This window comes from Paenibacillus sp. FSL R5-0744, assembly GCF_037972555.1.
Classification (GTDB): domain Bacteria; phylum Bacillota; class Bacilli; order Paenibacillales; family Paenibacillaceae; genus Paenibacillus_AQ.
In genome coordinates, this window is record NZ_CP150228.1 from 2925110 (window position 1) to 2939213 (window position 14104).

The window sequence follows — 14104 nt, forward strand, 5'->3', positions numbered from 1 at the left end:
GATGGCGGCCGCCATACGAGCTGACAGGAGAGGAGAGCTGTTCCTCCAGCTATAGACTTATTAGAGAAAATAGAAAACTTAGTGAAGATATATCAAGCATTGAGAACATTCTGTGTTAGGCAATAGATTGCTGAATAATTGCTGCTCTGTTGTTTGCAACTTGTTGGCAAGCTGTTTGCAAATAAGTCATCAGAAGATGATTCGAATCGAAAATGAATTCGATTAGAGAACAGAAAGTCACAATATATTCACATTTTAAAGATGAATAAAAATACAATAAAGTGAAATTAAATAGATGATCTCGAATTTGACCAAATTATCCTGAGGATCGCAGAGAGGGAGTGTGGGAAACTCCTTGACTTTAAGGTTGCTTCATAAAATGGTGAATAGTATTATGTATTTCAGCCTAGTTAGAGTGTGTTCGAAGAGAATTATATGCTGTATGCTTCAATTTATAAAGGGAATATTAGTTGCTATTATTAGATGAATAATGCATAATTAATGTATGGATAAACTTTGAGGGGGCTCAGTATTTGGCGCAAGACCTAAGCACATCTGCTAATAACTATTATGAGTAGTGGAACTGGCAGTTAATTTCATAATAAGCTCGTAGTCTGTGATGACTACTTTATAGGGCTGCGCCACAGATGTCTCTCTGTTAAAAGGGGATGTCTGTTGGGGCAGCCTTTTTTGTGCCCCGTAATCAGATGGAAGGAGAGTCGGGATTCAAGTGTCCCATATGTTTTTCAAGAAACATTATAACTTTAATTTATCGGGAGGAACTTCAATTGTTGATAAATAATGTGATAGTGCAGCAACCTCTGAATCAAATTGGCCTAATAACAATTAGTCAAGCTTGTAAAGTCTTTAATGTATCAAAGGCTGTTCTAGAAGATTGGATAACGGTATCTTGGTTCCCTGTGGTGCAAGTCTGTGGAGTGAAATCGAATATATACGATTATAAATCACAGAATTGGCGTGTTGATATAAACCAGGCAAGTAATTGGGTTGATGCTCGAGTTCAGAATGTTGTTAATGGAATCAAACTTTTTATCGGCTATCCAGAGGAGACTAGCCATAAGTCACAAATCATCATTGATCAGGCCGAACCGGAATTCCTTCTGAACTATTTATATCCAAATATGCCCGTGCAGGTCAAAACAGCAGTAGAAAAAGCGGAATTCGAAGACTTGCGGCGCGGCTTTCTCAAAGGTCACAACAGAGGTCGATGGTTCGAAGCCGCTGGAGGAATACTAGGTTATAACGCTCTGGAAACACTTAAACACGAAGGCGACAAGCTGAATTCGCTGGTTGGGCTGGAAGCACGCTTATACGGGCTTTACCTCCGTAGTATAAAGCACGCACAAAACAAGCGACACCCTGACTTCAAGAACTACGTTTCAGGACTTCTCGGTGCAGGGACATTTGATCATTGGAATAATGATGTGAAAAAAAGTACAGTGTGTAAATATGGTAATAGTCTCGTCGGAGGATTAGTAAAAGGATCTAGTTATTGGAATTCTCAGAAGTAGAGCAGAAGTCACTTAGTCTGACTTAAAAAAAATTGTGCCGTATCTCTTGTTGAACACTCCATCCATGAGATAAGATTCCTTATCAATAATAGAATTTTATCTCATTGGAGGAATGCGCTATGCTCGTATATGGAGTGAATAGAATTGCGAAAGTACTAGGATGCAGCCCAATTACAGTTCGGAGAATAATAAGTAAACATCCTGAGTTTCCTTTCAATTGGCTTAGTGATATCGGAACTTATGAGTTTCATACTAATTCGTGCCAAGAATGGTGGGACACTCACAGCAACGCTGTGATGAAGAAGCAAACTCCTACAAACTCTTTTCAGCAAAGTAAGTTTTCACAGAAGCTTGGTGTTAGCAGTCGTCTAGTAGCAGTATGGAGACAGCGAGGGTTACCAGCGGAGAAGTTAGCTGATGGATCAGTATGGATTAATAGAAAAAATGCCAAACAATGGTTTCTTGAACAGAAAGATAAAAGAACTCAAAAACATGCACAAAAGCTATAAAGTGCTTCTGCAAGCGAGCATAGTTGGGCTATAGAATCATTTAATGTTATGTAAACTTGACAAGCTAAGGGGTTATGTTGGGTAATGCTGTCATCAAGAAGAAAGGAGCATTCACTCAATGATTACACCCACCCCACGGCAAACACGCTTGATGTTAGACCTATTCGCGCATAGACGGAGTGCGTACGCTATGAAAAAGGAAAATCATCCTGGTCAGAAAGGGTGGGAACCCGTCAAGGATGCAGGCTTCAATCGGCCTTTTGGAGAAGGACAAGTGCGTACAGATCTGGAAGGTATTCAACGTTTGGGTATCTATCCTTTGGAACCTCATCCCCAAAATACCTGTATCTTCGTTTCGGCTGATTTCGATGAGCACTCCGAAGCGTTTGAACATGCTTGGAGACTGAACAAACACCTACAGGCAGAAGGGATCTACTCGCTAGTAGAACGAAGCTTTTCCGGAGTCGGGTTCCATGTGTGGGTGTTTTTCGATCAACCTGTCGAAGGATATGCGGCAAGAACGCTCATGCTTAATGCTCTAATTGAAGCGAAAATACCAATTTACGGAAAGTTTGAGAAAGGTAATGACATTGGTAAATCGCTGGATAGGCTCTTTCCGACTCAAGATCATACAAAGGGGTACGGAAATCTAATTGGGCTTCCCCTTCAAGGGAAGGCCATGCTTAACGGAAATTGTGTCTTTGTTGATGGTGACGAGAAGCCATATCCCGATCAATGGGCCAAGCTTGAGGAAGCCTATGCTAATCGCGTCCCTGTCGATCATCCAAAGCTTAAAGAAAAGAGGCATCTAACAGCACCTCCGGTTCAGCGTATAGAAACGGTAAGTAGGGCAGATGAAGTACGCTGGTTAGAACTCGGACGTTTGGAAGGGCAATTGAAACGAATGCAGGATTGTGAAGCAATTAAGGCTAGTCTTAACGATCCTAATCAGTTCAGCAATACTATATGGACAAGCATTCTAACCAATATTGCCGTTTTTGGCGAAGCTGGAAGAGAACTGGCCCATACTGTCAGTAGAAACTATGATCGTAGCTTACTAGATAGTGCTTCTCAGAATGTATACTCGGAGCAGGATACAGAACGGGCATTTTACAACAAGCTTAATTACTTGCAACAATCGGGAGAACCACCCTCCTGTAGATTCCTGGAGGAGAATGGTTGGAGTTGTCCAAAGAGGGAGGCAAAGACTTGCGCTCTTAACTTCATTGCCTTGTATGGTGCTCCTCCAAGCTACAGTTACTATAGTTCAAGAATTTCACTCACGGCCGAAGAACGAGAGCAATTGTATAGATGGGAACAGAATGGCGGGTATAAATCATACCTAGAACACTTTTCTGATTCGACGAATTTTGGTGTGTACAAGGGGGAAGCGATTCGAGGTGTCAAAGCAAAAGAATACTGGATATTGAAACATCTGCTTGGAGACACTCGACTCTACGCTAAGTATCCGACCTGGAATAAGCAAGTTAGGTCATTCTGGTTTGAGTGGCCCACTGAGAATGATGCCGATCTCTTCGAAGAACAAATCCTCAAAATGGCGATTCCGTTTGAGCGGAAAGACGGAGCGTTTTGGCTTCTAAAAATGGGGCAAGAATTCAACTCTGAGGTTGGGAAAGAACTCATCAGGAAGATAGCAATAGAAGCTGGCATCACACTGGGACAGCATTGGGACGATCCGCTTGTTCTCAGGGAACCATACCGGGTTGCACCATACTTTGGAAAGTGGAAGGAGTATTGTTACTAATGATAGATAAAAATCCACTGGAAGAGTTATTACTGGAAATTGAAGAAAAGCGGCCTGATTTGAAACAACTAGACGATATTCCTGAGAAGCCAGGGCTATTTGAGAAAACCAATGGGTACTATATTCTCAAGTTTAACAAAGAAGGAAAACTATACGAGGAGCCCCTTAGCAACTTCCTTTTCCGGAATGTGAGGAAAATCAAAGTGGGAGCTAAAGAGGAGGCTCTGCTGGTTGATATTAGTGAAGACAATCAGCTACGAACCAATATTATCATAACCGGTGAAATGCAGGCTGATAAAAAGAAGTTATTGATTACCTTGAAGAATAACTTGAGTACTGTTTTGCTTACTTGTCATAGCTATGCTGACTTTGAGCAACTCATGGTGCATGTAGCAAAGCAGGCCAGGATAACAGTGGATCAAGCTGACTATGTTGGATTGTTCTATCACAACTCCAGCAAAAAATATTATTTTACCGTTTTGGATGAGGACGAGCAAATCCTTTATCTCAAGCCATCGACAATGGAAGTATTGGATGGAAAACTGGTACAAGTTATAGGGAAAAAGCACTTAGATAGTCAGGTAAGAATTAGGAATGAATATATTGGAAATCCTTGGCATGATACGGTGAAAAACATGCTCGAAAGTTTGCCGGAATTGTTCACGGGCAAAAAAGCCTTAGTGCCATTAGCCTGGTATTTGGCGGCACTGCTGAGCGATTGGCTGATGGAGGAATATGTCACTAACTTGCCAATTCTCTATCTTTATGGGGAGAAAGGTGCTGGGAAATCAACATGCTTAAAAATTTTATCAACCTACTTTGGAAATGCAAAGACGAAAGAATTGGCAATGAACTCTACTAAACAACCTATTAGAGATGCGATGGCTTGCACAAACGCTTTTCCCATAAATACCACAGAAAGTCCTAATAAGAAAGACGGAGACGATATTTCCAATATGTTAAAGATGCTGTTTGATCGATCCGATTATAAAAGAGGGCATTTGGCGGGAAACGAAACCTACAAACTTCAGGCACCATGGGCAATGGCTGCCAATAAGCGGATCAGTAACGAAGCCGTTCAGGATCGAATGATTCAACTGGAGTTTAAGCCTTCAGAGCAAAGCGGCAACAAAGAACTAATAATGGACGTTCTTGGTAACAAGAAAGAGAACGGTAGGTTTATTGCCGGATATCTACAGTATTTAATCGAGCAGCAAGAACGCTGGACTGAGTGGCATGAAACAGCCAAGACCTATACAAAAATGGCTCCTACCCCCCGAGAAGCTGAAATCTTGCACTCGCTTGCTATGGGGTTTGTTATGATGAAAGATCTTCAAATGCTGGTTGGTATGGAAGCCTTACACAGACGAGACGTTCCGAGAGATGATGGAACTTGTCAGCAGCCAGAGAAGAAAAAACCAAGTTCAACCAATATATATTGAATTTCTCCAGTTTGTCCAAACTTATCACGTTGATCCTTCTTATCAGCTGAAGAAGATGTTTGATTGGAGTGAGAAACTAGGTTTCAAATTCCACCAAGCATGGTGGATGGATAAGTTTAAAGAATATACGAGGAATGAAACAATCGACTTTGATAAAGATGTCATTTTGAGTGGCCTGCGAGATTTAAAATCCATACAAGTAGGTAAGGGAGTATCATTGCACGGCACAGACAGTAAATGTGTCATTATAAATGCAGCGAAGCTGGAAGAAGAGACGAATGGATTGATAGCGGCAAGCGAATGGTCAAAGCAAAAATATGAAATGCTTAGTATGAGTGCTGACGAAGAGCTCGAACAAGAAGATTAAAGTACGCCTTTTGAGAGGAAGCAGATCGCTTCCTCTTTTGGTTGGTTCACTACTTCCAAAAGATCCTACTTGAAGAGGTAGAGTTCTCGTAGTCCTAGACTACGACTCACAGAACAACGCCCGACCTCACCCCGACCTGCTCAGGTAGGGTACCCACAAACGTAGAGAAGGGTGACGAGGAAACAACCCGACCTAAAAGAAAAAAATAATATTTAAAAAGAAAAACAAAAAATCCAAAATGAAAACAAATTCCAAAAACTGTGGGGTGGTGTGCCGTTTTAGGTCTAGTTGTTTCCTGATCGCCCTTCTCCAGGGTTACGGGTACCCTACCTGAGCAGGTTGGGGCGAGGTGGAGTCTGTTGGTTCACTTGTTCACAAGCTCCTTCCGAAACGCTTCTTAACCCGTTTGAGATCAGGTAGGGTTGGTGTCGTCACTCAGTACTCCTCCCACAGTAACACCGTTGTCACGCTTCGGTCCCTTTCTGTAACAACAAACACTGCCTTCTCCCAAATTCCAGAGTATGTGCTGATGATTCGTTCTCCATGGCTGATTGCCCACTGGTTGAGTTTCCAATCCACCTCGCTTACATTTCCGTAGTTTCCGCTTACATGGCAGTTTAGTACAAAAAGAACACCGAACTGTGAGATCAGTTCCATGGCTCCAGGTGTGACCACAATCTCACCCAACTCAAACAACTCTTTCCCCACTGCTATTCCTCCTTGAATTGCTAACGTTAGCAGATCCTACCACACATAAATTCAAGCGCGCAATCCCTGTGTTTACACGAATCTATGTCTCCTGGAGTTCTATAATTTCAAGGTGGAGGGTCAAAGCCACTTCAGGCAAGGGGCTCGTTGACAGCTTTCAGATCAAAGTTGATTTCAACGTTTAGTGAAAAGTGTTCAGCGGCTCAAGGGCTTCCGATTCCTTCTCTACGATTCTTGTACATTCAGAATATTTCTCCGGCAAGTTGGATAGTTCTTTGGTGCTTGGATCAGTGGAGAGCTTTGGGAAAAAGCAAAGAAGCTGCTGACCATTCGGCCGCAGCTGGTAACATAGTGGAAAGCTTCACTTAAGGATTGCGCTGTGACTGATGTTGCTTCTGTTTTGTTAGCTGGAACACAGAAGCTAGGAGCGTAACGTAGTACTATACTTGTAGGACGAAGAAGGGTGCCATTCACGATCGTTAGTAGAGGCTTCTTCATCATTCGCCAACAGTTTTAGTGCAGATAAATTGGTAATCGTTATATATTTATTTCGTATGGAGATGATTTGTGCTACTTGCAATTCCTGCAAACCTATCGTTACGGATTCGCGGCTTACACCAATCATGTGTGCCATGTGCTGGTGTGTAGTCTTCCAGTTGAGTAGGAATCCTTCGTGTACCTCTACTCCAAAGTTGGAGTGCAGATCTAGGAGTAAGTTGGCGATCCTAATCTTGCTGGAAAGAAAGGCTAAATATTCCAGCTTCCTATCTGCTTGGTCCAGTCTTTCGCTTACGACGTAGAAAAGCTTGCGTAGAATTTGTGGATACAGGTTCATTAGATCTTCTAGATCAGCTTTGCGGATTGCCCATAGAACTGTCTTCTCAAGGGTTGCTACAGAAGCTAAGCGTGAGTTGCAGCTATGGACTGTTTCGAGCTCGCCAATCGTCTCACCGGGAAATTGATGGCCCAGAATGAGTTCTTTTCCTTCTACCTCACGGAAGATCTTTAGCGAACCAGACTTTATTACATACATATCCAAACCTGGATCTCCCTGCAGGAAAAGAACTTTATCCTTAGGGTAGAAACGTTCAGAGAATTTCGATAATACATATTCTGAATCGGTCACATTTATATCTTTAAATAGAGGTGCGTCTAAAACGGACTGAAACACAGAAATCACTTCTTCCTAATGATGATTTTGGTCAATTGTCCTAAACATAATATCGGTATTACTCCAGAGAAAATAAAATTAGTGAAATACATAAGCTAAAGTTGTACGAGTATTATCTTGTTCAATAAATATTGATAACGTTATAATGTCGTAGAATTTAGAAGGGGGAATGTTTTATGGACAAGAAGTACAAGAAACTTCTGGTAGGGTTTTCTTTGACAGCAGCAATCATTTCGGCTCCTACTACAATATTTGCAACAGCCTTCAAGGATGTGGGCGGGAGTCATTGGGCTTACTCAGCAGTTGAGTGGGGTGCAGGAAATAAGATCACCTCTGGTTATGGAGATGGATCATTCAAGCCAAACAATGTCGTAACTGAGGAAGAGTTTATAAGTATGTTGATCCGGACGTACGAAGGTGAACAAAAAGCGGCATCTGGCGAACGTTGGTCGGACCCGTTTTACAAGATCGCCAAGGCAAACAACTACCCAGTTGGAACAAACAGGAACGCAAAGATTACTCGCCAAGCGGTGGCTGAAATTATCGCCGGTACTCAAGGTAAGAACTTTACTGGAGACAACGCGATCAAGTACATGCTACTAAATGGTTTGGCCGGAGGTAAAACTTCCAACACAGTGGACGGCTACAAGGGTAAAGATACTCTTACTCGTGCTGAGGCATTGGTGTTCATTAAAAACGTTCTAGATAAAACAGGTAGCACTGACCTGCAAACTAGACCGACTACTCCAAGCGACACTGTTGAACTGGGAGAGGATAAAGTTCCTCTCGGAGGCATTGAAGTAGTAGGAGATTACAACGCTGCATTGGAGGCAATTGCGAAGAAGCTCTCTGCAGCTGTAAATGGACTAGGTTTCTCGGTTGGCTATAATAAAAGCCAAGGTAAAGCTTTTGTTCAAACTCCTACTGGCGGTGTAATCATGACCTACAGCGATACTACCGTCAACAGCAATGGAACACAAGTCGTTTCGCTGGACGCGATGCTTGATCCTAAGACCGATACAGTTAGACCTGATCGTCTAAAAGCAGTTCTTGCAGCAATGGGTGCTATGGGTCTTCCTAACGGAGCCGATGTTAAAGCAGCTATCACCAAGGGATTAGAAGAAGACAGCACTACTGTTAAGTCGGGTGGCGTTGTTCTCGAAATCCTAGCTGTAAACTACGGCAGAGTCGTAATCTACGTTGACTAAGGCCTCAAAATCCATCCACAAAACCTAGAACCTCAGCTCCTTCAAAAGGACTGGGGTTTCTTTGTTCTACTTGGGAAGAGGAGGTGATTACTAATGAAACAAGAGCCCTGCATTTTAACTAATAACCAAAAGGAGCTGCAAGCCCATCTCGCGCAATTAAGGGACAAGGCAAAACCAGGCATGGCTAGCCATGCAGAAATATTTGTTGAGCCAATAGGAGAAGAAATAATTTAGTCTAACTGAAACAAATAGGGCTTCCTATCTCTAAGGTAGGAAGCCCTATTTGTATGTCTTAGTAAAGGGGCGTCGGATATAATCGCTCGGGACAAACGGAAGATATCTTTCCTTGGCCTGGAAAGTTTTGGGTCATTACAATACTCCCCAGGGCATAAAAGACCAAGGGAGACCAGCTTTTTGGCCCCCAAATCAAATCAGACGCCCCTACCCATTGGAGGAATATAGGCGCTGTGTCTCTGAATAATCTTTAATTCGTAAAGTACAGCTAACACCGCCCTTGACGAGTCCTATGGCATTTCTAGGATACCAGTTTAAAAACGCCAAGCTGGCGGTGCTTGCCGACCTCGCTTATTTTGGGGAATTGGCAATATATACCTCTTTCATATTATCTTTATAAGTCATGAGAATACGCAGACTCTTGAAGCTGCCATCGTACTCAAAAGCTTGGTAAGTATCAAGCTTCTCCCCTGGCTTAAGAATGAAGTCCCATAGGGCCTCTTTGCTATTGAACTTGCCAAGTGTAGCCATCGGAATCACTGGCTCGAATTGTTTTCCTTCATCTAGCACCAACTTCCACTTCTTGTTTGTGTCTCTAGCGTAGATACCCATGGTGCTTTTACTGTTGTTGACGATTGAAATCTTAGTCCAGATGAAATATTTGGCGTTAGGATAGTAATCCACTGTAGCTGGATACTTATACTTTTTCATAAGAGCTTGTGCATCTGCTGACTTGATATCATAAATCATCATCTTGTGAATCGTGTAAGAAAGACCATTTACTGTTGTGGTTAGTGGGAACGTCACTTCTTTTTCCAAACCATATTTACTAAGATTATCCGTCATAACTACCGGTGCTTTAGTAGTTGTAGGCGCAGCTGCTGCAGTTGCAACCTTTCCTTCTTGCAAAGATCCCGATTCTAAGAGTAGACCTACTAAACTAACCGCCAATGATGTTCTAAGAATTTTCTTTAACATGAACTAATCTCCCTTAAATAATATATGTACTGTCTTGAACTATTTTCAAATTACTTTTAGTTTATCCTAAATAGGTAATAATTTCTGTGTTCCACTATACAAAATCAATCGATATTAATTGTATACTTTGACTCTAGTTTAGTTTGAAAGAATATGATTATTAGATGAAGTAATCTATTTCAAAGAAAGACATGATGGTCTTGAATAATTTCTCTTTCTTTAAGTGTGAATCTAAGGTGGTTTAGAGTAGGTTTTGGTATTAATGCTCTAACAGGACTAAACGGATTTAAAGTGATAGGTGAGAATAAGATTATCCAACATGATATACACAGTAGCGAAAGTAGGAGAGTTTATCACGATTCTAGGTTATTGGAAGCACGCTGGAACTTTGCTAATTTGAAGGGGAATGTCGAGATGATACGATTACCATAATAAAGTGTAGTCAATAAATATTTTTATGATCAATTGAAGTAAGCTGGTTAGCGAATGCGTGGATACTCACATCTACGAAGCTTATTATTATGAGTGTTTGCTCTTACAAAGATATCTGAGCAGTTGTTTTGTGTTCAATTATGGAGTGTTAAGGGGATATCTTTGGAATGGGGATTCCTTAGCATAGTTTACTCCATGGACTGTTTGAAGTTGGTGTAGACATGGATATAAAGTGTTGTTGGAGAAGTTATTAGAGTTTCGGAGCAGGTTTGAGTTTTGTTGATAGGCTATTGGCGGTTGTTTGTGTTTGTTGTGAGATGAAGACTTGAGAGGGATTAGAGATTTAGAGAGGTTGGGGATCGGTGAGTAAAGGTTGAATTTGAAGAGGGTGGTAAGTGCTGTTGAGGGAGTGGAGAGTAGGGGGATAGATTAGTTGTTGGATATAGTTTGGTTGTTGTTTGTGTGGATTGTTTAGGATAGGTGTAGGTGTAGGGAACTAGTTAGAAACGTTCCGGCTAATGCCGGAAGTAACCCGTGGGAACTACGTAGTAGGAGGTGTCATCCCCTTCATAAAGGAGTCTCTCATACTAATTGTTGAGTTGCCAATAACCCTGTTACGATTAGCATATCTTTAACAGCTGGATTATTTCGATTGTTAAAGGTTGTAGGAAGAACCAATCAAGCATCAATAAGCAAGACAATTGGAACGCGTCTGTTCGCTTTTAAGTGAACGGGCGTTTTTTTACGGCAAAAATAAGAAAGTCAGGAGGGTATGCGATGAGAGGTTGTGTAAGTAAGCGCGGAAATAAATGGTGTTACGTAGTTGAATATGGTCGCCATCCAGAAACGGGAAAAAGAAGACAAAAGAGCAAGAGTGGCTTTGAGACAATGGTTGAAGCAGAGAAAGCTTTGACGAAGGCTTTGCATGAGTTGAATACGGATACTTTCATAGAGCCGACGAAGGATGATGTCGCAACTTTCTTTACATCTTGGTTAGCGCAGAAACAAATGAATGTTCGTCCTGGTACGTACAAGACCTATCGTTGGTTGGTGAACTACCACATCATTCCTCAACTAGGGCAATATAAAATGGTTAACTTATCACCGCAACATTTGGTTAGCATGTATGATCGATTACAAAATGGTGAAAGAAAGCTTTCCCCGCAAACAATTAATCACGTGCATAAGGTACTGCATGACGCATTAAAGATGGCGGTGCAGTGGGGGCAGTTAACGAGAAATGTATCGGATTTGGTAAAACCTCCCAAGCTTCCTAGAGCTGAGACGAAGGTATGGACAGAGAACGAGTTGGTGAAATTCTTAGAGTTTACGAAGAATAGCCGCTATTACATTATCTTTTTGTTAGCAGCCACTACTGGTATGCGACGTGGAGAAGTTCTCGGGGTGAAGTGGGATGATATAGACCTCAAAGCAGGTAAGTTGACTGTTCGAAGGTCTTACACTCGTGGTCTTGTTGGACATATCTTTCAAGAACCAAAGACAAGAGCTGGTATTCGTTCAATCGTTCTCCCGCAACAAACTATAGATGCTCTTAAGCAGCATCGTCTTCTTTTAGAAGGGGATATTAGGACATCAGAAAAGAAGGGCACTGAATATAACAATCACGGATTGGTTGTACAAACTAAGAACGGATTTCCAGTTAATCCATATTACTTAGAATCTCGTTGGTTGGACCTGTTGAGGAAATCCGGATTACCTAAGATTAGACTACACGATCTTCGTCACACGCATGCAAGTCTTCTCTTAAAAGCAGGAGTACATCCTAAAGTAGTTAGCGAACGTTTAGGTCATTCGAGTATTACTATCACGCTTGATAGGTACTCACACTTGTTTCCGACGATGCAGCAAGAGGCTGCTGAGAAACTAGATGATCTTCTAAAGAGCGCGGCTGAAGTATCCTTTCCAGATCAGCCTTACCCCGTTGTCACCTTGTATAACCCAGTAGAAATATTTCACTAAACCAGTGGCAGTCACTTGGGTGCTATTAACCCAGGTTGACTGTCACTGCTTGTTATTGAGGTGGTATCGCTTCCAATCCGCCGACAAGGGGCGGCGCACTGGGTTTTGTCACATTGCGACTCAGGGGACCCGACGACAACCCAAGAACAAACAATAACGAAACAGCAAGAGGCTTGGAACAGATAATGAGGGTGACGGAGTGACAAAGGATGAGTTGAGAGCCCTAGATACGGAGGATTGGGTGCTGTCACCGGGGTGACTGGAGATAGCAACGGGTGACAGCGAAGTGACAATGAAATAAATATATAAATATTATTTTATCTTAAAGCAAGATCCTCTAGCTTTGCCAAGTTAGGCTTGCTCCTGGCCCTTCCAGGGAGGTGGAGGATTAATTTTTATTTCTTCTAGTTATTTTGATATATACGGAAATTTGCTGTCATATCGAACGAAAGCCTGATAGTCTGAGCGAATGAGACATCATAATCTCCAGATGACTTCGAATCTCAACGTGTTCCGAACATAGAAACATGTCTTTAAAGATCTCCTGTAGTGCCGATAAATACATATCTTTTTCTAAAAGCTGAAGTGTCATTAATCTAGTTGCTGAACGCCTAGTTCATTAGAGTATAACTATCACACTGGACCGGTACTCTCATTTGTTTCTGACAATGCAATAGGAAGCTGCAGAAAAGCTGGATGATCTTCTGAAAAATGCGGACAAGTCTTCAATTCCTATTCAAGCAGTTGTTTGTCAGAGTGAAGAATTTCTATTGTAATAATCCCTTCTCCCTCTCCCCCTAGAATGTGACTCTAGGGGGCTTGTTCAGTTATTCAATAACGGATAGTTGTTGTCAACACCATGCAGATATCTCCAGTGGCTGCTAATTGTTGTAGTGGGATTGCTGGGTATTCTGAGCATGGAAATAAAGTATATCGAATTAAGATATCTATTTTGTGTTTACATCTTCTAGTTTAAACATTCTTCGACCAATATGTGCCTTCACAATTTTGATTTGTATCATAAATGGGAATAATAGATACTTCAAAATATAAGCTGTTTCTTTATCTATAACTGCTTTGATATTTAATTCATCATCTCCTATTAAAACGAAGAGAACCACTGTTAATATAATCCAAAATATACCGTCTGAATAATCTAAAATAATTCTTACGGTCTTTAAATAGTATTTTTCCTCATCTTTAGGGAGGGTTCTTCGTTTGAATATTATTAGGAGTGAGGGGATTGTCATTGAAGACATTAAGATTAAAGTGGAAAAAAAACCAGATAAATCAATTGTGGATATTACTATAAATAGCGCGAAGAATGAAAATATTGCAGGTATTAAATATAGTTCATACACAGCAATACGAAAAATAATTATTTTCTTGTTTTTGAAAGTTTTTAACCAAGGATAGTAAACCAACATACATACTAAGAATAGTAGTACAATTCCACGGATGGGGGATTCAATTGTATATCCACATGCTGATTTAATTATGTCTATTAAACATATTACTATTAGTGGTGCGACCGCTAACATTATGAACCAATGACTTAAAAATGAATAGATCATTTTTTTGCAAGATTTAATAAATCTCATAATAAAAGTTCCTCCTTATCATTACCGGGATAGCTACATAAAGTAATAGTTACTATTTATATCGGATAATATTGAGATTGTTTTCACAGGAGTTTTATTAAACTGTTTCTGCTGCCGCATAAAGTCCAAAAGATGATGGGATAGGTTGTCCGGATATAGCTGGAGTAGATGTCCAGA

The 14104-nt window shown here is 41.2% G+C and carries 12 protein-coding genes; 8 read left to right on the forward strand and 4 right to left on the reverse strand.

What is annotated here, in order from left to right; translation table 11 throughout:
- Positions 1 to 788: 788 nt before the first annotated feature.
- The 5 genes from MKY19_RS12740 to MKY19_RS12760 all read left to right on the forward strand — a co-directional run bounded on the left by MKY19_RS12740 (position 789) and on the right by MKY19_RS12760 (position 5615).
- Entirely contained in the window at positions 789 to 1532 is a 744-nt protein-coding gene (locus tag MKY19_RS12740) for a hypothetical protein (RefSeq protein ID WP_339803266.1), read from the forward strand.
- 119 nt (positions 1533 to 1651) lie between these two features.
- Positions 1652 to 2041 carry a hypothetical protein gene (locus MKY19_RS12745; RefSeq protein WP_339803269.1) on the forward strand — a complete coding sequence of 130 codons (390 nt, stop codon included), beginning with the start codon at positions 1652 to 1654 and terminating at the stop codon, positions 2039 to 2041.
- Between the two features lie 190 nt (positions 2042 to 2231).
- Positions 2232 to 3806 (forward strand): hypothetical protein, encoded by a 1575-nt coding sequence (locus MKY19_RS12750; protein WP_339803272.1) that lies wholly within the window; start codon positions 2232 to 2234, stop codon positions 3804 to 3806.
- The gene (locus tag MKY19_RS12755) at positions 3806 to 5248 is read left to right on the forward strand and encodes a hypothetical protein (protein ID WP_339803275.1); all 1443 of its coding nucleotides are present in this window, start codon (positions 3806 to 3808) and stop codon (positions 5246 to 5248) included. Before MKY19_RS12750 ends, MKY19_RS12755 begins: the two co-directional genes overlap by 1 nt.
- Positions 5190 to 5615: a hypothetical protein gene (locus tag MKY19_RS12760; protein ID WP_339803278.1), complete on the forward strand. Its 426-nt coding sequence runs from the start codon at positions 5190 to 5192 to the stop codon at positions 5613 to 5615. The genes MKY19_RS12755 and MKY19_RS12760 overlap by 59 nt, the downstream gene beginning before the upstream one ends.
- Before the next feature lie 435 nt (positions 5616 to 6050).
- Here the strand turns inward: MKY19_RS12760 and MKY19_RS12765 are convergent, their stop codons facing one another.
- Positions 6051 to 6323: a hypothetical protein gene (locus MKY19_RS12765; protein ID WP_339803280.1), complete on the reverse strand. Its 273-nt coding sequence runs from the start codon at positions 6321 to 6323 to the stop codon at positions 6051 to 6053.
- A gap of 421 nt (positions 6324 to 6744) precedes the next feature.
- Complete coding sequence (locus tag MKY19_RS12770) at positions 6745 to 7494, reverse strand: Crp/Fnr family transcriptional regulator (RefSeq protein WP_339803283.1); 750 nt, start codon at positions 7492 to 7494, stop codon at positions 6745 to 6747.
- Positions 7495 to 7670: 176 nt separating this feature from the next.
- Here MKY19_RS12770 and MKY19_RS12775 point away from each other — a divergent pair, with 176 nt between their 5' ends.
- Positions 7671 to 8702, forward strand: coding sequence for an S-layer homology domain-containing protein (locus MKY19_RS12775; protein ID WP_339803286.1), 1032 nt, complete (start codon positions 7671 to 7673; stop codon positions 8700 to 8702).
- Positions 8703 to 8795: 93 nt separating this feature from the next.
- On the forward strand, positions 8796 to 8936 hold the full coding sequence (locus tag MKY19_RS12780) for a hypothetical protein (protein WP_339803289.1): 141 nt from the start codon (positions 8796 to 8798) through the stop codon (positions 8934 to 8936).
- Positions 8937 to 9287: 351 nt separating this feature from the next.
- Here MKY19_RS12780 and MKY19_RS12785 read toward each other — a convergent pair whose 3' ends face one another.
- Positions 9288 to 9914: a hypothetical protein gene (locus MKY19_RS12785; RefSeq protein ID WP_339803291.1), complete on the reverse strand. Its 627-nt coding sequence runs from the start codon at positions 9912 to 9914 to the stop codon at positions 9288 to 9290.
- A gap of 1209 nt (positions 9915 to 11123) precedes the next feature.
- Between MKY19_RS12785 and MKY19_RS12790 the strand changes: the two genes are divergently transcribed.
- On the forward strand, positions 11124 to 12326 hold the full coding sequence (locus MKY19_RS12790) for a site-specific integrase (RefSeq protein WP_339803294.1): 1203 nt from the start codon (positions 11124 to 11126) through the stop codon (positions 12324 to 12326).
- 947 nt (positions 12327 to 13273) lie between these two features.
- Here MKY19_RS12790 and MKY19_RS12795 read toward each other — a convergent pair.
- Positions 13274 to 13927, reverse strand: a complete 654-nt coding sequence (locus tag MKY19_RS12795) for a hypothetical protein (protein ID WP_339803297.1) — start codon at positions 13925 to 13927, stop codon at positions 13274 to 13276.
- Between the last annotated feature and the right edge of the window lie 177 nt (positions 13928 to 14104).